The following is a 22,159-nucleotide window of genomic DNA, read 5'->3' on the forward strand; positions in this document are numbered from 1 at the left end:
AACAAAATTATGTTAGTAAAACGTCATGTACAGTCGAATTAAAATCGTATCGGGACTTTTGTCCGTCATTTTTATCTTTATTTTGCTGCAACTGGTGTCCAGTGGGTTGATGTTTACCAAACTGGGCGATAACAGCGATAGCATCAGTTATTTGAATTCATTACAACGCCAAAGACAAGTATTAACAGAAAGCTGGGTCAATTTGTTACAAGCTCGGGCAAACTTAAACCGCTCTATCAATGCCTATTTACTTGAAGGTCGTAAAATTCAAGACGATGCAACGACAGAAGACTTGATTAAAGCCGCTAAACGTAACTTTAAAGCTGCTGATGATGCTTATGTCCGCTATAACAAGCTGATGCAAAGTTCAGATTATGATAAAGCCAAATTTGAAAAACTGTTTAGCACCTATGAAACCTATCGAGACGCATTAATCAAGTTAGGTGAATTTGCGGAAAAAGGCGATCTTGAAGGTTTTTATGCACACAGAACCTCAGGGCACCAAGTGAAATTTGAAGAGCAATTTAATGCGTATTTTGCGGACATTTCTGCTGATTTCCAGGCCGAAGTCGTCAATGCAGATAATAACTATCGCCAATCGTTATATATGTTGGTGACGTTATCTATCTTACTCGCCTTAATTGGTTTCTTCAGTTATCGCTATGTTCGTAAAGGTATTATTGAGCCACTCAATATCTTAATTGAACGTATTAAAGTCTTTGCGTCAGGCGATTTAACACCTAACGTGACCACGATTGCCAATAATGAAATTGGTGAGTTGGCCAATGGCGTTCAACATATGCAGCAGGAACTGATTAATACCGTTCGTGGTGTGCTAGATGGTAGCGAAACTATTTACCAAGGTACAACTGAAATTGCTGCAGGTAACAATGACTTGTCGGCACGAACTGAGCAACAAGTCGCTTGCTTAGAAGAAACCTCCGCCAGTATGAGTGAGTTGACTGCAACCGTAAAACAAAATACCGAATATGCTCACCAAGCCAGTGAATTTGCAAACCAAGCTTCAGTGATAGCGAAAGAAGGCGGCAAAGTGGTATCGAATGTCGTCAGTACCATGCTAAATATTGCGGATAGCTCACAGAAAATCTCTGATATCACCGCAGTTATCGATAGCATCGCTTTCCAAACTAATATCTTAGCGCTCAATGCGGCTGTCGAAGCGGCACGGGCCGGTGAGCACGGACGTGGTTTTGCCGTCGTCGCTGATGAGGTGCGTAACTTAGCACAGCGTAGTGCTGATGCCGCTAAAGAGATTAAAACGTTAATTGAAGATTCAGTGTCAAGAACAGGGACAGGTGCTCGCCAAGCAGAAGATGCAGGTGAAACGATGACCAAGATTGTCGAGTCTGTCACACGGGTGACTGACATTATGACGCACATTGCGACCGCATCCGATGAGCAAAGCAAAGGGATTGCACAAGTCAGTATCGCTGTTGCAGAAATGGACAAAGTTACACAGCAAAATGCGTCGTTGGTTGAACAATCTGCGGTGGCAGCTAATGTCTTGGAAGAACAAGTGGCGAAACTGTCGCAACTGATCTCTATCTTCCGTTTACCACCATTAAAACAAAGTGAAATACGCAATATTCAGCCGGCAGCAAGAACGGTTTCAAATATCGTTAAAACACCGGATCTGACAAAACTGTCATCGAAAGAACATAAAGATGATGACAATTGGGAAACTTTCTAAGGGTTAAGCTCAGTTTTTCGCTGCAAAGCCTCGGTTTTGCAGCGTTTCTGTGCATTAGAAAACAAGGCAATGTTTCAGAGGTTCAGTTCTCTTAGCTGGCACAAGTGGGGATTTCTATGTTTGGTAAAAATATCCGAATTTCGGTGAGTTTGTATCTACTTCTCATTTTATTTTGTGGGATGCAGATTGTGTCTAGCGGGGTTTCTGTTGGGATTGTTGTAAGTGAATTAAAATCTTTAGAGCGTATTGATTTGGGGTCTGATAAGCGGGCGATGCTTGAAGAAACCAGTAAACACCTGATGCAAGCACGCAATAGCCTGACGCAAATTGCTTTGCTGCATAAAGTGGGTGGTAACGAACCATTGATTGAAGAAACGAGAGTGACTTTTGATAAATTACTCGAAGAAGCTGAGAAAGACTACATCAGGTTTAAAAACCAACCTCTTTTGAGTGAAAAAGAAAATCTCGCAGCACTTGAGAGCCGGTATAAAGCATTTGTATTGACACTCAAAGCATTAAAAACACATTTAGATAACAACGACATTGCCGCCTATATTGAACTTCCTGCCCAAGAAAACCAGGATCAGTTAGAGCAAGTTGTCGAGGAGTACCTTGAATTACTGAATGCGGAAAACGATGAATCTCTTGCAGCAGCAAGAATGTATAACACGTTTGCGTGGAGTTCATTCGCCTCAGTGATCGTCATCATCATCGCTGTTATCGCATTTGCTCACTACTGGATGAAACGTAAAGTCATTAACCCGCTAAAAAGTATGGGAGATCACTTTGCATTAGTGGCGGATGGCAAACTAAATCAAAAAATTGAAGTCACAACCGGTGATGAAATTGGTGAAGTATTTGGTAAGTTAAAAGACATGCAGGAGTCTTTAGTGACTTCAGTGACAGCATTGCGCTCGAACACTGATCAAATGTATACAGGGATCCGTGAGATTGCTTTAGGAAATAATAACTTATCATCACGTACTGAACAGCAAGCGGCATCACTAGAAGAAACTGCGGCGAGTATGGAAGAGTTGACAGCAACTGTTAAGCAGAATGCGGATAACGCACGCCAAGCGAGTGAACTGGCGGTGAGTGCATCAAAAACCGCAACGAAAGGTGGAGAGATCACTGAAGATGTGATTGACACTATGACCTCGATTTCCAATAGCTCACAAAAAATTAGCGCCATTATTAGTGTGATTGATGGCATCGCTTTCCAAACCAATATCTTAGCATTGAATGCCGCCGTTGAAGCCGCTCGAGCGGGTGAACAAGGGCGTGGTTTTTCTGTGGTTGCCGGTGAGGTCAGGGCATTGGCTCAGCGTAGCGCGGAAGCAGCAAAAGAAATTAAAACATTGATTGATGAGTCTGTTGGCAGAGTGAGCCAAGGCTCTCAACTGGTTAATGAGGCGGGTGCAACCATGAGTGAATTGGTTGCAGCTGTTAACCAAGTTACTGAATTAATGGGTAATATTGCGTCTGCTTCCAATGAGCAAAGCCGTGGCATTGAGCAAGTCGCCACAGCAGTAAGCCAAATGGATTTAGTGACACAACAGAATGCGGCATTAGTTGAACAATCGACCAGTGCGACAGCGGCACTAGAAGACCAAGCAAACAACTTAGTCGATACCGTCGCATTCTTTGAATTACCCGAAAGCCATTTAAATCGTAATCGGCGTTAAGTATTGTGAAAATTCGTTTCTGAATTTTCGGTGGATAACCGTAACAGGTTATTTTTCCTTAGGTTATCCATCCTAAAAGGCAGCCAAATAACTGGCTGCCTCTGGGTTTTTATTGAATAGGACGACAAGTACGATGCTTTTTGTACCACAGGTAGAACCACTGACTGATGATGAGTTTGGTCGGGTTTGTCGATTTATTCATAAAAAATCAGGCATTGTCCTCACCATGAATAAAAAAAATATGGTCTATAACCGGCTATTAAAGCGGTTACGTGATTGTAATATCGACAATTTTTCAGATTATTTACGAATGTTAGAGCGTGAGCCTCACCATGCAGAATGGCAAGCTTTTGTGAATGCTTTGACGACAAATTTAACGGCATTTTTTCGTGAGCCACATCATTTTGTGACGTTAGCAGACTTTGTTCGCACTCGTAAAAATAGCGCCATTAATATTTGGTGTGCCGCATCTTCAACAGGAGAAGAGCCGTATTCGATAGCAATGACACTGAGCGATGTTCTTGGGCCAAACGCCATCAATGCCAAAGTGATTGCCAGTGACATTGACACGGAAGTGCTAGAAAAAGCGAAACAAGGTGTGTATCGCATAGAAGAGCTGAAGTCTTTAACGGCATTACAGAGACAACGTTATTTTATGAAAGGCGTTGGCGAGTTTGATGGCTATGCGAGAGTCAAGCCTGCATTACGCCAAATGATTGAATTTCGTTATTTAAATTTGAGTGATCATGATTGGCAAATGCAGCACCGATTTGATGCGATTTTTTGTCGTAATGTCATGATTTATTTTGATAAAGAAATGCAAATCAAAATGTTAGAGCGCTTTGCCACATTGCTTAAGCCAGATGGCTTGCTATTTATTGGGCATTCCGAAAATTTATCACAGCTATCGCAAAGTTTCGTTATTAAAGGGCAAACCGTCTACAGCTTACAAGCTGCGAGGAGGGGGTAATGAAAAAAATTAAAGTGCTATGTGTGGATGACTCAGCACTGATGCGCCAATTAATGCGTGAAATTATTAATAGTCATGAAGACATGGTTGTGGTCGATACTGCACCAGACCCTTATGTCGCACGTGACTTAATTAAACAGCATGAACCGGACGTGATCACGTTAGATGTGGAAATGCCACGAATGGATGGTATTGATTTCTTAGAAAAATTAATGCGTTTGCATCCAATGCCTGTGGTAATGGTTTCAACATTAACGTCGAAAGGTTCAGAGGTGACGTTAAAAGCGTTGGAATTAGGTGCCGTGGATTTTGTCACAAAACCCCAAATTGGTATTCGTGAAACGATGATGAGTTATCGCGATATTATTGGTGAAAAAATCCGTGCGGCAGCAATGTCTAAAATTACGCAACGGAGCCGCTTTGCTCGTCCAGAAAAAAAGATCAGTGAACCAGCGTCTCAAGCCAAAGCGCTCTCTCCTTATGTTTGCAATAGCCGTGTGATTGCGGTTGGCGCATCGACTGGAGGCACGGAGGCGATACGTCAATTTCTGGAAATGTTACCTCATGAATGTCCTCCGGTAGTGATTACTCAGCATATGCCTGCGGGTTTTACACGTTCTTTTGCTGATCGCTTGAATAAGCTCTGTGTTTTGACCGTAAAAGAAGCCGAACACAACGAGTTATTACAAAAAGGCCATGCCTATATTGCACCGGGCGATTCGCATATGTTGATTGCTGATAAAGGCAAGGGATTTCAAGTCATTTTACAACAAAGCGAACCTGTTAACCGCCACCGTCCTTCTGTTGATGTGCTGTTCGATTCGGTTGCTCAATGTGTTGGGCGAAAATGTATTGGGATCTTATTGACAGGAATGGGGATGGATGGAGCAAAAGGGCTATTAAATTTACATAAGCAGGGGGCAATTACTTACGCACAAAACGAAAGTAGTTGTGTTGTGTTTGGTATGCCTCGTGCGGCGATTGAAATGGGGGCTGCGGATGAAGTGCAAGATATCCTCAAGATTGCCCCAAGTGTTTTAGCAAGACTTTCTTCTGTCACGGTTTAAACCGAGGCAGGAACTCACAATTGTATTTTGAAGGAGTGGTTATGGCCGCTAAAGATCTTAGTTTTTTGGTTGTCGATGATTTTTCTACAATGCGACGTATCGTCCGTAACTTATTAAAAGAGCTCGGATTTAACAAAATAGAAGAAGCGGAAGACGGTGTTGATGCATTAGAGAAAATCCGTACAGGTAGCATTGATTTTGTCGTGGCTGACTGGAATATGCCAAACATGGATGGCCTTGAGTTGCTTAAAACCATTCGTGGTGATGATGCTTTGAAGCATATCCCCGTATTAATGGTGACAGCCGAAGCGAAAAAAGAAAATATTATTGCTGCAGCGCAAGCGGGTGCGAGTGGTTATGTCGTTAAGCCGTTCACTGCCGCTATCTTAGAAGAAAAACTGAATAAAGTATTTGAAAAAATGGGTCTGCAATAACAGTGCGCGCCAAAGGAGATTTTCATGACTGAACAAGTGGGTATGGAAGGTATTCGCAATGGTAATGATGATTTAAAACAAGTCATTACGCGCATTGGTACGCTAATGAGAACCCTGCGTGAGAGTATGCGCGAATTGGGCCTAGAAAAAAGCGTTCAACAGGCGGTGGCCAGTATTCCAGACGGTAAAGACAGGCTGCGTTATATCGCACAAATGACAGCGCAAGCGGCAGAGAAAACCTTAAATGGCATTGATGTCATCAAACCACTGCAAGTGGACATGAATAAGAATGCGCAGGAGCTGCAGCAACAATGGCAAGAAACCGCTGGAGATACGGTTCCTGCGCAATTGCGTGAGTCAACAGAAGCCTTTTTAGGACAAGTGATCCAAGACAGCGAAACGACTAAAGCAGAGCTGTTGGAGATCATGATGGCGCAAGATTTCCAAGATTTAACAGGGCAAGTCATCAAAAAAATGATGGAAGTAGTTGAAGAAGCAGAGAAACAACTGCTCGCACTGTTAATGGAAAACACGCCACCTGAAATGCGTGCGAAAACGCAAAATGAAGGTCTGCTTAATGGCCCGCAGATCAATAAAGAAGGCGTTAATGTGATGGCATCACAGTCTCAGGTTGATGATTTACTCGATGAACTAGGCTTCTAATTGCCAACATGGTTTTTAATTAAACTACTCTAATTACATAGGGTTAGGGTAGTTTTCTTGTACTTGAGCGACAAGGAGGAAATTGCAATGATAAATAACGATTTAATTTCGACTTTGGTAATGAAAGAACAAGCTGAAACAGTTCAAGAAAATGAAGAGGATAGCGACGAATGTTATTCTGAGTTACACGTGAGGCAAGCGTTAATCAATCAACTAAAAAAAGCGCGTTTAGCCAATAACTTAACCCAGATGCAAATTGCGGAGAAAATGCAAACACAAAAGCAAAACGTGTCGCGCTTGGAAAAAGCGCAGTTCGACCCGAAATTAGGCACATTACTAAAGTACGCAGAAGCGGTGGGAATGCGGATTACATTAGATTTCTCATCTAAATAATAATAGGTATGCCAATTAGTATTGATGTGGGTAATTTAATTGCTAATCATGTTGATAAACCGTGATAATTTGGCTGCCAAGAACTTGCTCAAATTGGTCAACAAAATCATCGCGTATATCCCAATTATGAAAACTGAAACCTAGATTGCCGAATGCCCATTGTGGATAAAACCGCCACTTTGATAGAGGGGCATGAAAATCGCAACAGAAACAAGCGAGATTTTCTGGTTTTCCTTCATACCAGTCGGATACCGCATCACCCCATGCGTGACTCTGTTCGCTTTGTTCATTTGCACACTGTGGGCAGTAAATACCGAGACCATTTCCCCCTGCATGGAATACAGTGCGTTCGGTAACGATAGATAAATAGTTTTTCAAGGTATCTTCAGGTAACTGAGTCGGCACGATTTCATCATTAATTACGTACAAAATGGGTTCTTTGTGAGCGGGGGTAGGACGATAAATCACTTCACCATACTCGATACCTTGAAAATCAGGGTCGATAATACCTTGCTGTTTTAGCCAATTAAGCATACGTGAGGCTTCTTTTGGGGCATCTTCTAAAGTGATATTTGGGGCAACAAGGTGGCAAGTATCCATAATAACCTTTTGTCGTTAAAAGCCATTAATAAGCAGGTCAACTGCGTGTTTAATCGTGTCTCGTTGGTGAGTCAAATCAACGATTTCTTTCCCTAATAATGAATAAGGAACACAAGCCATTTGATGGGTCATTAAAATAAAAACCTGCCCGTTGATAGATAATTGTGGATTTAAGCGTACAGGTAATGGTTTTTTAACAAGCCTACTATCGAATAACGGGATGACTAAGCGAGTATTCAATATATCAATAATATTACTTTGAATATCCAGTAAGTACGGGTATTTAACCGTATCTTCTCGATTTTGATAGAGGCAATATTGCATTAAAAATCCTTGTATTTATCTGAGAGTAATCCATGTTCTTCATTGAGCCTATTTAACTCGTTAAAACCTTCTCTATTTTCATTTTTCCATTTCTGCGCTTCTAGGCGTTTTAATTCAGCCTGCAAGGCACACGTTAGTATTGCAGATAGGTTAAGTTTTGCCTGCCTAGCTTGTTCGTAGAGTTCAGGCGCCACCGTGACACTGACGGTTTTTTTCATTCTTTGAGCCGTGGTATTCATGGGATTTCCTTAATTACACGTGTTCATACACATGTAATTTAGCGTGCTTATTGCTCATATAGGGATTTTATTCTTTATTAATACGAAATATAGGATTATCTTCAGTGGGCGCTCATGTTTGCGAAGCCCTTCGCAAAATTGCCGCCTTATTGCTCAATAGGCAAATAACCCCCTTGAACTGCGTCTATTTTCCACCATTGATTTTTTTACACTCTGTCATGCTATAGCGATAACTCGTATTTTCATTAAATTTTGGAACCGCGGTGTCCGACGAGAGTGATGTAGAAAAAACAGAAGAACCCACACCCCATAAGAAGCAAAAAGCCAAAGATGATGGGCAAATCGTTCGTTCAAAAGAACTTAGCTCGCTAATGATGATGTTAGCAGGCGTGAGCTTGCTATGGCTAAGTGGTGGGCATCTGGCGACACAACTACGGCAAATTGCTCGGCAGGGTTTTATATTTGATAGCCATTACTTGCAAAATACAGGTTTGATGCTCAGTTACTTAGGGCGCGTTGTGAGTGAGGCGTTATTTGCTTTATTACCCGTCATCGGCGGGTTAGCGTTAGTGGGTATTTCTGCGTCATCGTTAGTGGGGGGACTCGTTTTCAATAGCAAGTTGATTAAATTTGATTTGAAAAAGTTAAATCCAATCAAAGGGCTAAAACGTATTTTTTCTATGAATGCGTTATCGGAGTTATTTAAAGCGATTTTGAAATCGTTATTTGTGGGGTTAGGGGCATTTATTTTTCTTTGGCAAAGTTGGCCCTCATTACTGCATTTAGTCATGGAATCACCCGTTACGGCGCTAAGTAATGCATTGCAGAAAGTCATTTTTGCAGGGTATTTAATTGTGTTTTTGCTTATTCCTATGGTGGCTTTTGATGTTTTTTATCAGTTTCGCTCCCATTTGAAAAAATTGCGCATGAGTCGCCAAGAAATCAAAGATGAATTCAAGCAGCAAGAGGGTGACCCTCAAATTAAAGCTAAAATCCGTCAACAGCAGCGTGCGATTGCGCGTAACCGAATGATGGCGGATGTCCCAAGTGCGGATGTTATTGTCACTAACCCGACACACTATGCGGTTGCCCTAAAATATGATGACAAAAAAATGGGGGCACCAAAAGTATTAGCGAAAGGGGCAGGCGTATTGGCTCAGCGCATCAAAGAAATTGGTGAAGAGCACCGAATATTACAGTTAGAAGCACCGCCGCTTGCTCGTGCGCTATATCGCCACGCGGAGATAGGGCAAAGCATTCCTGTTGCATTATATGCAGCGGTTGCAGAAGTTTTAGCATGGGTTTACCAACTGCGTCGTTGGCGCCGTGAAGGTGGGCTCAGGCCAAAAAAACCGAAAAATTTACCAGTGCCACCGACGCTGGACTTTGCTGGAGATAACAATCGCGATGGCTAATTTGGCTTCATTATTAAAATTGCCGAAAAATTTACAGGGAACGCAGTGGCAAATACTGGCCGGGCCGGTTCTTATCTTATTGATTTTGTCGATGATGGTATTGCCATTACCGGCATTTTTATTGGATTTACTGTTTACCTTTAATATTGCGCTTTCCATTATGGTGTTATTAGTGGCGATGTTTACCAAGCGTACGTTGGATTTTGCCGCTTTTCCAACCATATTACTGTTTGCAACTTTACTGCGACTCTCTTTGAATATCGCTTCTACCCGGATCATCCTAATGGAAGGCCATACAGGACCAGATGCTGCCGGGCGAGTCGTCGAAGCATTCGGCCATTTCTTGGTGGGGGGGAATTTTGCAATTGGTATAGTGGTGTTTATTATCCTCGTATTGATTAACTTTATGGTTATCACAAAAGGAGCCGGACGTATTGCTGAAGTGGGTGCACGTTTTGTTCTTGATGGAATGCCAGGCAAGCAAATGGCGATTGATGCGGACCTCAACGCGGGTATCATCAGTGATGATGAAGCCAAAAAGCGTCGCACAGAGGTTACACAAGAAGCTGATTTTTATGGCTCAATGGACGGTGCGAGTAAGTTTGTCCGTGGGGATGCTATTGCGGGGATCATGATTATGGTGATCAACGTAGTGGGTGGGCTGATTGTTGGTGTTGCTCAACACAATATGTCTTTGGGGAATGCGACGAGTACATATACCTTGCTGACTATCGGTGATGGGCTTGTGGCGCAAATACCTGCTTTGATTATATCAACAGCGGCAGGGGTTATTGTCACTCGTGTCGCAACCGATGAAGATGTGGGTGAACAGATGGTCACCCAGCTATTCAATAACCCTCGCGTGATGTGGTTGAGTGCGGGTGTTCTCGGTTTAATCGGTTTGATCCCGGGCATGCCTAACTTTGTCTTTTTACTGTTTACCGCAGCATTGGCTGCCCTTGGTTGGTATTTAGTGCGTAAATCGCAGCAACCGGAAAATGCCATGGGAGATAATAGCCAATCGCAGCATTTCCAAGAAGCCAATAAAGTGGTTGAAGCCACGTGGGATGACGTGCAATTAGAAGATTTATTGGCGATGGAAGTGGGTTATCGGTTGATCCCATTAGTCGATAATGAACAGCAAGGCGAGTTATTAGGGCGATTGCGTGGTTTACGTAAGAAATTTGCTCAAGAAGTGGGGTACTTACCACCAGTGGTGCATATCTGCGATAACTTAGCGCTTTCCCCATGTGAATACCGAATTCTGATTAAGGGTGCGGAAGTTGGACGTGGTGAAGCACAGCCAGGGCGCAGTCTGGCTATTGACCCAGGCAATGCCGCGGGGACGCTACAGGGGGATATCACTAAAGAGCCTGCGTTTGGTTTACCCGCAATCTGGATTGATGATGATTTACGTGAACAAGCACAAATTCAAGGGTATACGGTGGTATCAGCGAGTACTGCGGTAGCAACTCACTTTAATCAAATTTTACTGCAAAACTCCAGCACCTTATTTGGCCGCCAAGAAGCACAGATGCTGTATGACCGTGTGAAAAAAGAGATGCCAAAACTGGCTGATGACTTGATCCCAGATACGATTTCATTAACGATTTTGCACCGTGTACTGCAAAATTTATTAATGGAAGATGTGGTGATCCGCGATATGCGCACCATCATTGAAACCTTGGCTGAAATGGCAGGGGAAAACGGGGAAAATAAAGATACCGATTATTTAACATCTCAAGTGCGCATTGCATTAGGCCGAGCAATCACACAGCAGTGGTTTGGTCATGCAGAAGAAATTCAAGTAATTGGTTTAGAGGCTAGCCTTGAGCAGATCTTACTGCAAGCCGCGAAGAACGGCGGTGGGTTAGAGCCGAATTTGGCACAGTTTATTCAAACTCAAGCGGAGCAAGCCGTGGCACACCAAGAGGCGATGGGGGCACCAACGGTATTATTAGTCAACCATGGTTTGCGTTTGATTTTATCGCGTTTCTTGCGTCGCAGCCTGCCGCAGCTGGTGGTTATGTCGAATTTAGAAATGACGGACCACCGTAAGATAAGAATGACGTCGATGATTAGTGGTAGTTAATTTTATCGGTATTATTTGACATTTAGGTGCAGTACTAAAAAGAGGCAAATCGCCAATATGATGTGGTGATTTGCCTCTTTTTTTATTCCATGGGTTTGCTTAATTAGGATATACTTTTTTCTTGATCATGGTAATTTTTACTATAGTAAAAATTATGGTGGCTATGGATGGCAATTTACAAGACGAAAATGTTCAGAAATAGTGTAAAAAAGATACACTTAAGTGACTTTGAATTGATCAATGCTGCAATGGATATATTTGCAGGGCAATATGAAGCGGACTTAGGCGGCGGGGTGATAAAAAAACGTTTACCTCTGCAAGGTAAAGGAAAAAGCGGCGGTATCAGAACCGTTATTTTTTTCAAGCAAGGTCGTCATTTATTTTTCGCAGATGCTTGGTTGAAGTCTCACTTAAGGTCGAAAAATACCAAGGAAATAGAGGATGACCTCCTTGAATCTTATAAGGATATTGCGAAAGTTCTACTACAGGCGGATGATGCCAAAATAAATATGATGTTAAAAGCAAGTCTGTTGATGGAGGTTAATTGTGACTAATAAACTCAATGAGTTGCTACAGTTTGCTCAAGAAATGGAAGCAATTGGTGCTGCTGATGATACTGCGGCTCGCCGTATCGAAGCGCGGATAAAAGCACAAGAGCTCAAGAAAAAATTCACTAATCCTAAGCCTATGACAGGAGCGGATATTAAACGTATTCGTGAGCAAAATAATATTTCTCAGTCTTCTCTCGCTTTGATATTAAATATGACTAAGGAAAGTGTTTCCAAATGGGAAAGAGGGGAGATTAAACCAAATGGTGCAGCATTAAGGCTACTCACATTGATTGATGAAAAGGTGTTTATTATCTAGTAAATAAAAGGGCGGTTTTTAAGTTTACAAAGGCAATATCCACCTTAAATCGAAATTTTCTTACCTAATGCAGGGCTTTTTGACTCTAAACCATCCGCACCATAAGTGGATTGGTTATTATGTTTTTTCACAAAATTGAGGCGTTGAGCGTTGAGCTCAATATGCAATTGTAGCATTTGGTGATTACGGTAATTCAGCTCTTTTAGCTCAGTTGTTAAGCTTTTAATGGCTTCCCATACACCTGCTAGTGCATCATTGCCTTCATAAGGTGCACTGATCTCAGATTGTGCTTCTAACGCTAGGCGGTTTGTTTCACCATGGCCGATCGCAGCAACTAAAAACCGTTTTTGTTCAGTGGTTTCCTGAAAAGGCGAAGGCGGCACACGGTGATAACCTAGTAATAGCTCTTCATTTTTCATCACTATTTGTAATGATTGCAAATGGGCGAGTTGTTGCTCAAGTAATATCAGTAATTCGTCAGTCATAGTGGTTATTTATTTCATTGATAACATGCATTCATGAGCATCACGCAAAATGCCATCAGCAATTTTTTCAGCATCCATAGTTAGGGTGCCATCTTTGATTGCTTGTTTAATTTGTTCAACTTTAGCACTATTAATATCACTTGCTTGTGGTTGTAATAATTTTTTTTGTAGCTCACTAGGAGCAAAAGAACTTTCTTTAACGACTTCATTAGTGGACACTTTTTTGTCCCGCATCGGGGCTGTCGCATCTTGTGGGTCGCGGTTTGTCACCTGAGTCAACGCAGAAATTGCAGATGTTTGCTCAATAGCCATAATGTGTTTTCCTATTTCCGATTTTTTTCATATGTGAGTTATCGGCTTATATTGATGAATCTTTAGTGTGTATAGTGTTACAAAATATTGCATTACTCGTCATACTTCAAGTTGCAGCGTTGTTAACTGCGCTCAGATAGCCGAATCACATACTTGTGTATGCTCATCGGTCTATCTTCACTTGTCGCCTAGCTGCCACTTGAATTATTTAGAGTAAATACTCGTGATACTCCAAATTTCAGCGTTGTTAACTGCGCTCAGATAGCCGAATCACATACTTGTGTATGCTCATCGGTCTATCTTCACTTGTCGCCTAGCTGCAACTCGAATTATTTAGAGTATATACTCGTGATACTTCAATCTGCAGTGTTGTTGACTGCGCTCAGCTCGCCGGATCACATACTCATGTATGCTCATCGGTCTCTCTTCACTTGTTGCCTAGCTGCCACTTGAATTATTTAGAGTACAAGTGGGGTTGTTTTTATTTTAATGCCACTTGAACACTGCCATTTTCGAGCGCTTCCCCATTCACAACTTGCCCATTTAACAAGCGCACTCGGGTATTTTGGCCGGCAGTGGCGTTGTTAATCGCTCTGCCTTCGTATTTCACTGAAAAATTATCACCATTGGCGAACACAAATACCGTTTGCCCCGCTTTTATTGCCCATGGTTGTCTTGTCATTGATTTTGTGAATGTTTGTCCGGCTGGAATATTGCGCAGGGCGATCGCTCCGCGAAGTGCGATTTTATCGGTGCTTGCGCCTGCTGGTAGCTTATGTAATAAGCCCTTTTTAGTTCCGATATCAACAAACTGTATAGATTCCCCTCTGGTTATATTACGTGTGGCTACGTAATACTGGCCTGTAACATTCACCGTTAGCTGAATAAACTGTTTTTTCTTGCCACATTGTACTGGGAGGGAAACATTACCCATATTGCGTCCACCAATAGGTGGGTTGATTTGAGGGTGCTCACAAGTTGGCCAACGCTCAATTGGGGTTTTAATTTCTATTGAAATGTGCGTTTTCTTGCCATGAATTTGGCGAAAATAATGGTTGATATCTTGGGGTAACGACGCTTCAGAAAGCGCTGGAGTAAGCCCTAACAAACTGATTACCATATATAATGGCATTTTTTTAGCGTAATACATCCCGTTGTATTCCCCCCAACAAACAAACTTTTTCACGATTGCAGTTTACGCAGCTCCGTAATAATGAATGAGCCAAATAGGTCAATTATTTTGCCTTTATCTCGCCATTAGATTTTTTAGTAGGCCGCTAAGATATGCGGGTCGAATTTTAATTTTTACTCACGAACGCTCAAATTCAAGGATCGCGTTATTTCCATTGAGGCCCACTATGATTGATAAATTAAACGCCACGTTTGCTTTCCAGCAACAGGCTTTGTCAATACGCGAAGCAAGGCAGACCGTATTAGCTTCAAACATTGCTAATGCCGACACCCCCGGCTACCAAGCACGTGATATTGACTTTAATCGTCAACTTCAACAAGCCATGGATAAAGGTGTGGTAGGGGGAAAAGGCGTGACGCTCGCTGTTACGTCGAAAGGACATATCGAAGGGCGAGGGGGCAAAGCGCCAAATATTGACCTGAAATATCGTGTTCCTTACCAAACCTCAATGGATGGTAATACGGTAGATATGGATATTGAACGCAGCCAATTCGCAGATAACACCCTGAAATATCAGGCCGACCTTACATTCATCAATAGCCGCGTCAAAAGTATGCTGGCTGTCTTACAGCAAGGGTAATCTTCATGGCTTTACTGAGTATTTTTGATATCTCTGCATCTGCATTGACCGCGCAATCTCAACGCTTGAATGTCAGTGCGAGCAATATGGCAAACGCAGAAAGTATTGCAGGGCCTGATGGTCAACCATATCGTGCAAAACAAGTCGTTTTTCAAATGGCACCACAAGGGCGCCACGAAGTGGGAGGCGTGCGTGTGAGTGAGCTGATAGAAGACCCTACGCCACCCCGTATGGAATATAAGCCCGGTCACCCGTCAGCGAATGAAAAAGGCTATGTGCAAATGCCGAATGTCGACATGGTTGGTGAAATGATCAATACCATTTCAGCCTCCCGTAGCTATCAAGCCAACTTAGAAGTGATGAATACAGCAAAAACCTTGCTGCAAAAGACACTCACAATAGGCCAGTAAGGGAGCGTTTTCATGGGAATTGCAGCCACAATGTACGACTCTTTGGACAATTCGATAGCTGGCCCTGAGCCGGCTGCGAGCAATGTGCCAAAGAAAAGTCAAAGTGACGATATGCGCGACACTTTTTTAAAAATGATTGTCACGCAGATGCAAAACCAAGACCCAACAAAACCAATGGAAAATACGGATCTAACCAGTCAATTGGCACAAATTGCCACGCTTGAAAGCATGAATAAACTCAGCGATAGCGTGAGTGGCATTTCCCAACAAATTGGTTCAGGTCAGTCATTACAAGCCACTCAGCTTGTCGGAAAAGGTGTGCTTATTCCGCGCAATGAAATCATTTTAGCACCACTCAAGAAAGAGAACACAGGCGAAGACAGCAATGTGACTAAGCCATCAAACCCGCTTCCTGACGAGGGCATCAGCCCAAATAGCCCTTCAATGTTTGGGCTTAGTAACAAAGGTGCTATTGCAGGTGAAGAGGGCGGTGAAGAGCCGCAATCTGAATATATTTCCTCGCCGTTTGGGTTCTTTTTACCGAAATTGGCGGACAACGTTGAAATTACTATTCGCGATAAAAACCGAATGGTTGTGCGAACCATTACCTATGATACGGAAGTTAAACCCGATATCTATGATATGGCGTGGGATGGTCGTGATAACAACGGCAACTTGGTCACGGATACAACAGGAAAATATTACTTTGATGTGAAAGCCGTCAGTTCAGGGGCTGAAATCGAAGTGACCAAACTGGGGTATACCCGTGTTAACGGTGTGACCCCAGGCTCTGACGCACCATTACTTGATGTTGGCATTGGGCAAAGTGTCCCGCTGAGCAGCATTTTCAAAGTTTATCCATCTTCTTAATTTACCCCCAATACTCATGGAGAAAATATGTCTTTTTCACAAGCAGTCAGTGGCTTAAATGCAGCCTCAGCGGGGCTTGATTCAATTGGTAATAATATTGCCAACTCCGCAACAAATGGTTTTAAAGGCGCGACGACCTCATTTGCCGATATGTTTGCAGGCTCAGGTGTTGGCTTAGGTGTCAATGTGGCCGCAGTGACCCAAAATTTTAAAGATGGCCCAATCACGCGCACGGATAGAGCGACAGACGTTGCCATCTCAGGTAATGGTTTTTTCCGCGTACAAGACCAAAACGGTGATACTTACTACAGCCGTGATGGTCAATTCTTACGCGATAAAAGCGGTAATTTAGTCAATAACCAAGGGATGGTAGTCACAGGTTACCCCGCGAGTGTTGATGAAAAAGGCAATGTTACCATCCAAAGTGGTGGTGTACCTGAAGGCTTGAATATCCCAACGGATATGATGGATGCGAAAAAATCTGAGTTAGCGAAACTGACGATAAACCTTAATTCTGAAGATAAAGTTAAAGATAAGAAATTTGACATCACAAAGCCTGATGATTCAGCAACGTATAACTTTAGCACCACAATGACCGCTTTCGATAGTCAGGGTAATACCCATGAAATTTCAGTGTACTTTGTTAAAGAGTCAGATAACAAATGGACCGCTTATGCGAAAGACGCTAACGAAACTGAAGCTAAAAAACTGGGTGAACTAGAGTTTGATGGTAATGGTAAGTTAAAAGACGCAGATAAAGCCACATTTGCTTTCGCGTATAACGGGTTAAATGGCGCTGATAATGGAATATTAAACGTTGATTTAAGTAAGACTCGCCAACAAAAAGTCAGCGAGTCTTCCGTTAGTGCGATTGATGTTAATGGCTATCCTGCTGGTGAATACACCACCTTTAAAATCGAAGATAACGGTTTGATTACCGCTAACTATTCTAACCAACAAAAACGTGTGGTTGGTCAAGTGGCATTATCCGCTTTCGCAAACCCAAATGGTCTGGTCTCCCAAGGTGGTAACGTTTGGGCCTCTTCTAATGCGTCAGGTAACCCGATGGACGGCGTTCCGGGTGTCGGCCAGTTTGGTAAATTAACCAGCGGTGCGTTGGAGTCTTCTAACGTGGATATGAGCCAAGAGTTAATTAGCATGATTGTGATGCAGCGTAATTACCAATCAAACGCGCAAACCATCAAGACACAAGATCAGATGTTACAGACGCTGGTTAACTTACGATAAAACAAGAGGGTGGCCATGGATCACGTCATTTATACCGCGATGGGAGGAGCGCGTCATGCGCTGGAAAACCAAGCGATTGTTTCAAATAACATTGCCAATGTGTCAACCGCAGGCTTTAAAGCGCAATTGTCCGCAATGCGTGCCGTACCGATAAATGGTGACAGCGAGCCAACCAGAACACTGGTGGTGGCTTCTACTCCCGGTGCTGATATGAGCCAAGGGCCGCTCAATTATACGGGTAAACAAACTGATGTTGCGTTGAATGATAAGCACTTTTTGGCTGTTGAGTTAGCAGATGGCACAGAAGCTTATACCCGTAACGGTAATATTCAAGTGTCTAGTGAAGGTGAACTTGTCATTGGCGAACGTCGCTTACAAGGTGATGGTGGGCCAATTAACGTTCCGCCAAATGCAGAATTAACCATTGGTGCAGACGGGACAGTTACCGCGCTTTTAGCCACTGACCCGCCAACGATGTTAGGGCAAATCGGGCGCTTGAAAGTGGTTGAAGCGCAGCCGCAAGACTTGATCCGTGGCGAAGACGGCTTGTTTCATTTATCACCACAAGGGCAAGCGGCAAATGGCAATGTTTTGCCACAAAGTGAACGCGGAATTGTCACTGCGGGGGTGATTGAAGGCAGTAATGTCAATGCGGCAGAAGCTATGGTTTCGATGATTGCTAATGCAAGGCACTTTGAAATGCAAATGAAAGTTGTCCGCAGTGCTGATGAAAATGCACAACGGGCGAACCAACTGCTCGCTGTTAGCTAAATACAGTAAGGAATTATTATGATCCGCTCATTATGGATTGCTAAAACAGGGCTTGATGCCCAACAAACTAACCTTGATGTTATTTCGAATAACTTAGCCAACGTTAGTACCAATGGCTTCAAGCGCCAACGCGCTGTTTTTGAAGATTTAATGTACCAAAACATTCGCCAGCCGGGTGCTATGAGCTCTGAACAAACGTCGTTACCATCGGGTTTGCAAATGGGAACGGGGTCACGCCCTGTTGCCACTATGCGTATTCACGCCCAAGGTGCATTAAATAAAACTGGAACAACGACAGATATCGCGATTAAAGGCCAAGGTTTTATCCATGTGCAAATGCCAGATGGTACAGATGCCTATACGCGAGATGGGGCATTACAACGTAATCAAGATGGCCAATTAGTGACATCCAGTGGCTACCAAATTGTCCCAGCGATTATGATCCCCGATAACGCTAACAGTTTGACGATTGCGCGAGATGGTACCGTGACCATCACCGTCTATGGCGATAACCAACCACAGCAAATTGGCCAAATTACATTAACCACCTTTATTAATGACGCCGGTTTGGAAAGTATGGGGGAAAATCTGTATATGGAAACCGCCAGTTCGGGCGCACCAAATGAAAGTGCACCGGGTACCAATGGCGCAGGTTTACTTTATCAACACATGTTAGAAACCTCTAACGTCAATGTGGCAGAAGAGTTGGTCAACATGATCCAAACTCAACGTGCTTATGAAATCAACAGTAAGGCGGTATCCGCTTCTGACCAAATGTTACAGCGATTAACGCAATTGTAATGGGTGAAAATACGTAGAAACAACTCATTGCGATAGTGATGAGTTATTAATGAGAGGGACCTCTTCGTGATGATAAAACGTACACAGCAGCAAAAGAGTAACATGATGATTGAAAGCGGCACGATTTCTCAACAGCAAAAAGCAGCGTTGCTAACACGTTTCATAACACCTAAACAGGCAGGGTTACTTGCCATTTTGGTCTTAGTTACCAGCGGTTGTGCACAAATCAAATCGCGTCCATTAGTGGACACCCAAACCACGGCAATCCCAACAGCACCGACAGCACCTGCACCGAATGGCTCGATATTTCAAAGCGCTCAACCCGCTTACTATGGTTATCAACCATTGTTTGAAGACAGGCGCCCTCGTAATGTTGGCGATATTTTGACCATTAACTTGCAAGAAAACGTGAGTGCGAGCAAAAACTCCTCAGCGAATGCCAATCGTAGTGGGAAAACAGGTTTCTTAGCTGCGATCTTACCGGGTTTTATGCAAGGGTGGATTGGCGGTAAAAACACAGAATTAGATATTAAAGGTAACAGTGACTTTAGCGGCAAAGGCGGTGCCAATGCCAACAACACTTTTAAAGGCACCATCACTGTCACTGTAGACCAATTATTGGCGAACGGTAACTTACATGTGGTTGGTGAGAAACGTATTGCGATAAACCAGGGAACGGAGTCGATTCGTTTCTCAGGAGTGGTTAACCCGCGCACTATCGGCTCAGACAATCATGTGAGCTCGACACAAGTCGCTGATGCACGCATTGAATATGTGGGTGACGGCTATATTAACGAATCGCAAAACATGGGATGGCTACAACGCTTTTTCTTAAATGTTTCGCCTTATTAATTAAACATTAGCGAGAAAACAGCCGAGATAATTTAATGAAAAACAACGTATTAATTTTGCTATCACTATTTTTTTGCTTCGCTTTTTCAGCACACAGTGAGCGTATTAAAGATTTAACTACCGTTCAAGGCGTGCGAGATAACGCGTTGATTGGCTATGGTTTAGTTGTGGGTCTTGATGGGACAGGTGACCAAACCATGCAAACGCCGTTTACGACCCAAAGCTTGAATAACATGCTGTCGCAAATGGGCATCACGGTGCCACCGGGTACCAATATGCAATTGAAAAATGTAGCTGCGGTCATGGTCACCGCCAAATTACCTCCTTTTGCACGTACAGGGCAATCCGTGGATATTGTCGTTTCCTCAATGGGTAACGCGAAAAGCTTACGTGGCGGTACGTTGTTGATGACTCCCTTAAAAGGGGTTGATGGGCAAATTTATGCGATGGCTCAGGGTAACATCTTAGTGGGTGGTGCGGGTGCCAGTGGCGGCGGCAGTAGTATTAAGGTCAATCAACTCAATGGCGGTCGTATTACCGGTGGAGCAACTATCGAACGTGAGTTGCCGAGCAGTTTCGGGCAAAGTGGTGCGATTAACCTGCAATTAAACGAAGATAGCTTCACATTGGCACAAGATATTGCGGATGCAATTAACCGAATGGGCGGTATGGGAACCGCGTCTGCGTTAGATTCTCGGACAGTGCAATTACTGGTTCCTGCCAATAATCGCGACCAAGTGCGCTTTTTAGCACGAGTGCAAGAACTGAATGTGCGTGCGCCAGTGGCTGAAGCGAAAGTGATCCTCAATTCACGCACCGGCTCTGTGGTGATTAACCGCAGTGTCACACTAGATAGCTGTGCTGTTGCACACGGTAGTTTAGCGGTCACGGTAGAAAGGCAAACTCAAGTGAGCCAGCCGGACACCCCATTTGCGGGTGGGCAAACCGTGGTGACACGAAACACCAGTGTCGGAGTACAAGATAGGGGCGGAGCATTGCAAAAAGTCAACGCCAGTGTGCAATTAAACCAAGTCATTCAAGCGCTGAATACACTCGGTGCAACGCCAAACGACTTGATGTCGATACTGCAAGCGATGGAAAGTGCAGGCTGTTTACGTGCGAAACTGGAGATCATCTAATGAGTGACATGCAGCTATTGCAAGGTGCCGCATTTGATTTACAGTCACTGGGGCAGTTAAAAGGTGAACTGAATAAAAATTCGGAGCAAGGGCTGCGCCACGTCACGCAGCAACTTGAGGCAACATTCGTTCAATTGATGCTAAAAAGTATGCGTGACGCACTTCCGCAAGATGGTTTATTTTCCAGCGACCAAACGCGCATGCTTACCAGTATGTATGACCAGCAAATCGCCCAAGATCTGTCGCAAAAAGGCTTAGGTTTTGGGGAAATGATGTACCAGCAGCTTACGCGAGACCAGCACTCCTCGAGTGAGCCAGCATCCAGCGGCCTTCTGCCTTTAGATGAGAAAACAGCGCAATCATTACCGCCATTTAATATGGAACAAATGATGCGCCACTTTGCACCAATGGGCGATGCTCTATCGGCGCCATTCCAAAAAATCAAAGCCTTATCACTTAATAGCAGTAATTTTATTAGCCGCTTAATTGAACCCGCAAAAGCGGCAAGCCAAAACAGTGGTATTTCACATTTTCTGGTATTGGCACAAGCGGCATTAGAAAGTGGTTGGGGGCAGCGCGAAATTCTGAAATCAGATGGAAAAACCAGCCATAACCTATTTGGGATAAAAGCGGGAAAAAACTGGGAAGGGCCTGTCACGAATATTATGACAACAGAAGTGATTAACGGCAAAACCATCAAAATGCGTGATGATTTCCGCGTTTATGGCTCTTATGAAGAGGCGATTGCCGATTATATCAACCTATTGACCGAAAACCCGCGTTATAAAGATGTCAAAAAAGCACCGACACCAGAGATTGCCGCACGCCGTTTACATCAAGCTGGATATGCCACAGACCCCGGTTACTCGGACAAGCTTATCACTTTGATTAATCAAATACGCGGCCATCAACCGACAAGTAGCCTCTCGACTTCAAGGGTGGTTCAGGCATATACCATAGACTTAAACGATATTTTCTAAAAATACGGAATTATTGCGAGTTTGGGCTAAATAATTACGCTGAATTTCCGATAACCAAA

26 protein-coding genes are annotated in these 22,159 nt (G+C 43.4%); 20 read left to right on the forward strand and 6 right to left on the reverse strand.

The features are described 5' to 3' along the window. The first annotated feature begins 25 nt into the window (after positions 1–25). From PR800_RS01720 to PR800_RS01750, 7 genes are all read left to right on the forward strand, one after another. On the forward strand, positions 26–1,711 hold the full coding sequence (locus PR800_RS01720) for a methyl-accepting chemotaxis protein (RefSeq protein ID WP_102139582.1): 1,686 nt from the start codon (positions 26–28) through the stop codon (positions 1,709–1,711). A 116-nt stretch (positions 1,712–1,827) separates the two neighbouring features. Further along, positions 1,828–3,396 carry a methyl-accepting chemotaxis protein gene (locus PR800_RS01725; RefSeq protein ID WP_102139583.1) on the forward strand — a complete coding sequence of 523 codons (1,569 nt, stop codon included), beginning with the start codon at positions 1,828–1,830 and terminating at the stop codon, positions 3,394–3,396. A 133-nt stretch (positions 3,397–3,529) separates the two neighbouring features. Beyond that, entirely contained in the window at positions 3,530–4,366 is an 837-nt protein-coding gene (locus PR800_RS01730; RefSeq protein ID WP_102139584.1) for a CheR family methyltransferase, read from the forward strand. Next, positions 4,366–5,433: a protein-glutamate methylesterase/protein-glutamine glutaminase gene (locus PR800_RS01735; protein WP_210843760.1), complete on the forward strand. Its 1,068-nt coding sequence runs from the start codon at positions 4,366–4,368 to the stop codon at positions 5,431–5,433. Before PR800_RS01730 ends, PR800_RS01735 begins: the two co-directional genes overlap by 1 nt. Positions 5,434–5,474: 41 nt before the next feature. Beyond that, complete coding sequence (gene cheY / locus PR800_RS01740) at positions 5,475–5,867, forward strand: chemotaxis response regulator CheY (RefSeq protein ID WP_004255705.1); 393 nt, start codon at positions 5,475–5,477, stop codon at positions 5,865–5,867. Positions 5,868–5,891: 24 nt separating this feature from the next. Next, positions 5,892–6,530, forward strand: coding sequence for a protein phosphatase CheZ (locus tag PR800_RS01745; RefSeq protein WP_195698496.1), 639 nt, complete (start codon positions 5,892–5,894; stop codon positions 6,528–6,530). An 87-nt stretch (positions 6,531–6,617) separates the two neighbouring features. Further along, entirely contained in the window at positions 6,618–6,923 is a 306-nt protein-coding gene (locus PR800_RS01750) for a helix-turn-helix transcriptional regulator (RefSeq protein ID WP_229597565.1), read from the forward strand. Between the two features lie 42 nt (positions 6,924–6,965). On the opposite strand, the gene PR800_RS01755 is transcribed toward PR800_RS01750, so the two are convergent. From PR800_RS01755 to PR800_RS01765, 3 genes are read right to left on the reverse strand one after another with little or no spacing between them, the layout of a single operon-like run. Continuing rightward, on the reverse strand, positions 6,966–7,523 hold the full coding sequence (locus tag PR800_RS01755) for a hypothetical protein (protein ID WP_272530076.1): 558 nt from the start codon (positions 7,521–7,523) through the stop codon (positions 6,966–6,968). A 15-nt stretch (positions 7,524–7,538) separates the two neighbouring features. Next, positions 7,539–7,847, reverse strand: a complete 309-nt coding sequence (locus tag PR800_RS01760; protein ID WP_272530078.1) for a CcdB family protein — start codon at positions 7,845–7,847, stop codon at positions 7,539–7,541. Beyond that, complete coding sequence (locus PR800_RS01765; protein ID WP_239978867.1) at positions 7,847–8,086, reverse strand: type II toxin-antitoxin system CcdA family antitoxin; 240 nt, start codon at positions 8,084–8,086, stop codon at positions 7,847–7,849. The genes PR800_RS01760 and PR800_RS01765 overlap by 1 nt, the downstream gene beginning before the upstream one ends. A 263-nt stretch (positions 8,087–8,349) precedes the next feature. Here PR800_RS01765 and flhB point away from each other — a divergent pair, with 263 nt between their 5' ends. The 4 genes from flhB to PR800_RS01785 all read left to right on the forward strand — a co-directional run bounded on the left by flhB (position 8,350) and on the right by PR800_RS01785 (position 12,460). Further along, the gene (gene flhB / locus PR800_RS01770; RefSeq protein ID WP_102139590.1) at positions 8,350–9,501 is read left to right on the forward strand and encodes a flagellar biosynthesis protein FlhB; all 1,152 of its coding nucleotides are present in this window, start codon (positions 8,350–8,352) and stop codon (positions 9,499–9,501) included. Beyond that, positions 9,494–11,593 (forward strand): flagellar biosynthesis protein FlhA, encoded by a 2,100-nt coding sequence (gene flhA, locus PR800_RS01775; RefSeq protein ID WP_206276964.1) that lies wholly within the window; start codon positions 9,494–9,496, stop codon positions 11,591–11,593. The genes flhB and flhA overlap by 8 nt, the downstream gene beginning before the upstream one ends. Before the next feature lie 167 nt (positions 11,594–11,760). Continuing rightward, positions 11,761–12,147: a type II toxin-antitoxin system RelE/ParE family toxin gene (locus tag PR800_RS01780; protein WP_210848453.1), complete on the forward strand. Its 387-nt coding sequence runs from the start codon at positions 11,761–11,763 to the stop codon at positions 12,145–12,147. Next, positions 12,140–12,460: a helix-turn-helix domain-containing protein gene (locus PR800_RS01785; RefSeq protein ID WP_210848454.1), complete on the forward strand. Its 321-nt coding sequence runs from the start codon at positions 12,140–12,142 to the stop codon at positions 12,458–12,460. The genes PR800_RS01780 and PR800_RS01785 overlap by 8 nt, the downstream gene beginning before the upstream one ends. Positions 12,461–12,504: 44 nt before the next feature. Here PR800_RS01785 and PR800_RS01790 read toward each other — a convergent pair whose 3' ends face one another. The 3 genes from PR800_RS01790 to flgA all read right to left on the reverse strand — a co-directional run bounded on the left by PR800_RS01790 (position 12,505) and on the right by flgA (position 14,377). Further along, positions 12,505–12,945, reverse strand: a complete 441-nt coding sequence (locus tag PR800_RS01790) for a flagella synthesis protein FlgN (protein WP_102139593.1) — start codon at positions 12,943–12,945, stop codon at positions 12,505–12,507. Between the two features lie 9 nt (positions 12,946–12,954). Further along, positions 12,955–13,257: a flagellar biosynthesis anti-sigma factor FlgM gene (gene flgM / locus PR800_RS01795; RefSeq protein WP_272530081.1), complete on the reverse strand. Its 303-nt coding sequence runs from the start codon at positions 13,255–13,257 to the stop codon at positions 12,955–12,957. Positions 13,258–13,738: 481 nt separating this feature from the next. Beyond that, entirely contained in the window at positions 13,739–14,377 is a 639-nt protein-coding gene (gene flgA / locus PR800_RS01800; protein WP_181490167.1) for a flagellar basal body P-ring formation chaperone FlgA, read from the reverse strand. Positions 14,378–14,615: 238 nt separating this feature from the next. On the opposite strand from flgA, the gene flgB reads away from it, so the two are divergent. The 9 genes from flgB (at position 14,616) to flgJ (ending at position 22,100) form a co-directional block, all read left to right on the forward strand. Beyond that, entirely contained in the window at positions 14,616–15,029 is a 414-nt protein-coding gene (gene flgB / locus PR800_RS01805; RefSeq protein ID WP_004255669.1) for a flagellar basal body rod protein FlgB, read from the forward strand. A 5-nt stretch (positions 15,030–15,034) separates the two neighbouring features. Continuing rightward, entirely contained in the window at positions 15,035–15,439 is a 405-nt protein-coding gene (flgC, locus tag PR800_RS01810) for a flagellar basal body rod protein FlgC (protein ID WP_004909868.1), read from the forward strand. Between the two features lie 12 nt (positions 15,440–15,451). After that, positions 15,452–16,309 (forward strand): flagellar hook assembly protein FlgD, encoded by an 858-nt coding sequence (locus PR800_RS01815; protein ID WP_102139596.1) that lies wholly within the window; start codon positions 15,452–15,454, stop codon positions 16,307–16,309. Positions 16,310–16,336: 27 nt separating this feature from the next. Then, on the forward strand, positions 16,337–17,557 hold the full coding sequence (gene flgE / locus PR800_RS01820) for a flagellar hook protein FlgE (RefSeq protein ID WP_096864713.1): 1,221 nt from the start codon (positions 16,337–16,339) through the stop codon (positions 17,555–17,557). A gap of 15 nt (positions 17,558–17,572) precedes the next feature. Further along, complete coding sequence (locus tag PR800_RS01825; RefSeq protein ID WP_231068195.1) at positions 17,573–18,328, forward strand: flagellar basal body rod protein FlgF; 756 nt, start codon at positions 17,573–17,575, stop codon at positions 18,326–18,328. Between the two features lie 18 nt (positions 18,329–18,346). After that, positions 18,347–19,129: a flagellar basal-body rod protein FlgG gene (gene flgG / locus PR800_RS01830; RefSeq protein WP_272530083.1), complete on the forward strand. Its 783-nt coding sequence runs from the start codon at positions 18,347–18,349 to the stop codon at positions 19,127–19,129. 69 nt (positions 19,130–19,198) lie between these two features. Next, a complete protein-coding gene (locus PR800_RS01835; protein ID WP_375373117.1) occupies positions 19,199–19,981 on the forward strand; it encodes a flagellar basal body L-ring protein FlgH in 783 nt (260 codons plus the stop codon). A gap of 35 nt (positions 19,982–20,016) precedes the next feature. After that, entirely contained in the window at positions 20,017–21,120 is a 1,104-nt protein-coding gene (locus PR800_RS01840) for a flagellar basal body P-ring protein FlgI (RefSeq protein WP_102139600.1), read from the forward strand. Continuing rightward, the gene (gene flgJ, locus PR800_RS01845) at positions 21,120–22,100 is read left to right on the forward strand and encodes a flagellar assembly peptidoglycan hydrolase FlgJ (RefSeq protein WP_195698504.1); all 981 of its coding nucleotides are present in this window, start codon (positions 21,120–21,122) and stop codon (positions 22,098–22,100) included. Before PR800_RS01840 ends, flgJ begins: the two co-directional genes overlap by 1 nt. Positions 22,101–22,159: the final 59 nt, after the last annotated feature.

The sequence above is a fragment of the Providencia sp. PROV205 genome (assembly GCF_028479505.1).
GTDB classification, from domain to species: Bacteria; Pseudomonadota; Gammaproteobacteria; order Enterobacterales; family Enterobacteriaceae; genus Providencia; species Providencia huaxiensis.

What these genes read in the sequence shown, in the direction of transcription:
- PR800_RS01745 (WP_195698496.1), top strand. Translation starts at nt 5,892, where the DNA reads ATGACTGAACAAGTGGGTATGGAAGGTATTCGCAATGGTAATGATGAT.
- flgG (WP_272530083.1), top strand. Translation starts at nt 18,347, where the DNA reads ATGATCCGCTCATTATGGATTGCTAAAACAGGGCTTGATGCCCAACAA.
- PR800_RS01835 (WP_375373117.1), top strand. Translation starts at nt 19,199, where the DNA reads ATGATAAAACGTACACAGCAGCAAAAGAGTAACATGATGATTGAAAGC.
- flgJ (WP_195698504.1), top strand. Translation starts at nt 21,120, where the DNA reads ATGAGTGACATGCAGCTATTGCAAGGTGCCGCATTTGATTTACAGTCA.
- PR800_RS01730 (WP_102139584.1), top strand. Translation starts at nt 3,530, where the DNA reads ATGCTTTTTGTACCACAGGTAGAACCACTGACTGATGATGAGTTTGGT.
- flhA (WP_206276964.1), top strand. Translation starts at nt 9,494, where the DNA reads ATGGCTAATTTGGCTTCATTATTAAAATTGCCGAAAAATTTACAGGGA.
- PR800_RS01720 (WP_102139582.1), top strand. Translation starts at nt 26, where the DNA reads ATGTACAGTCGAATTAAAATCGTATCGGGACTTTTGTCCGTCATTTTT.
- flgB (WP_004255669.1), top strand. Translation starts at nt 14,616, where the DNA reads ATGATTGATAAATTAAACGCCACGTTTGCTTTCCAGCAACAGGCTTTG.
- PR800_RS01755 (WP_272530076.1), bottom strand. Translation starts at nt 7,523, where the DNA reads ATGGATACTTGCCACCTTGTTGCCCCAAATATCACTTTAGAAGATGCC.
- PR800_RS01725 (WP_102139583.1), top strand. Translation starts at nt 1,828, where the DNA reads ATGTTTGGTAAAAATATCCGAATTTCGGTGAGTTTGTATCTACTTCTC.
- PR800_RS01825 (WP_231068195.1), top strand. Translation starts at nt 17,573, where the DNA reads ATGGATCACGTCATTTATACCGCGATGGGAGGAGCGCGTCATGCGCTG.
- flgM (WP_272530081.1), bottom strand. Translation starts at nt 13,257, where the DNA reads ATGGCTATTGAGCAAACATCTGCAATTTCTGCGTTGACTCAGGTGACA.
- flgC (WP_004909868.1), top strand. Translation starts at nt 15,035, where the DNA reads ATGGCTTTACTGAGTATTTTTGATATCTCTGCATCTGCATTGACCGCG.
- PR800_RS01780 (WP_210848453.1), top strand. Translation starts at nt 11,761, where the DNA reads ATGGCAATTTACAAGACGAAAATGTTCAGAAATAGTGTAAAAAAGATA.
- flgE (WP_096864713.1), top strand. Translation starts at nt 16,337, where the DNA reads ATGTCTTTTTCACAAGCAGTCAGTGGCTTAAATGCAGCCTCAGCGGGG.
- flgA (WP_181490167.1), bottom strand. Translation starts at nt 14,377, where the DNA reads ATGGTAATCAGTTTGTTAGGGCTTACTCCAGCGCTTTCTGAAGCGTCG.
- PR800_RS01735 (WP_210843760.1), top strand. Translation starts at nt 4,366, where the DNA reads ATGAAAAAAATTAAAGTGCTATGTGTGGATGACTCAGCACTGATGCGC.
- PR800_RS01815 (WP_102139596.1), top strand. Translation starts at nt 15,452, where the DNA reads ATGGGAATTGCAGCCACAATGTACGACTCTTTGGACAATTCGATAGCT.
- PR800_RS01840 (WP_102139600.1), top strand. Translation starts at nt 20,017, where the DNA reads ATGAAAAACAACGTATTAATTTTGCTATCACTATTTTTTTGCTTCGCT.
- PR800_RS01790 (WP_102139593.1), bottom strand. Translation starts at nt 12,945, where the DNA reads ATGACTGACGAATTACTGATATTACTTGAGCAACAACTCGCCCATTTG.
- PR800_RS01750 (WP_229597565.1), top strand. Translation starts at nt 6,618, where the DNA reads ATGATAAATAACGATTTAATTTCGACTTTGGTAATGAAAGAACAAGCT.
- cheY (WP_004255705.1), top strand. Translation starts at nt 5,475, where the DNA reads ATGGCCGCTAAAGATCTTAGTTTTTTGGTTGTCGATGATTTTTCTACA.
- PR800_RS01765 (WP_239978867.1), bottom strand. Translation starts at nt 8,086, where the DNA reads ATGAATACCACGGCTCAAAGAATGAAAAAAACCGTCAGTGTCACGGTG.
- PR800_RS01760 (WP_272530078.1), bottom strand. Translation starts at nt 7,847, where the DNA reads ATGCAATATTGCCTCTATCAAAATCGAGAAGATACGGTTAAATACCCG.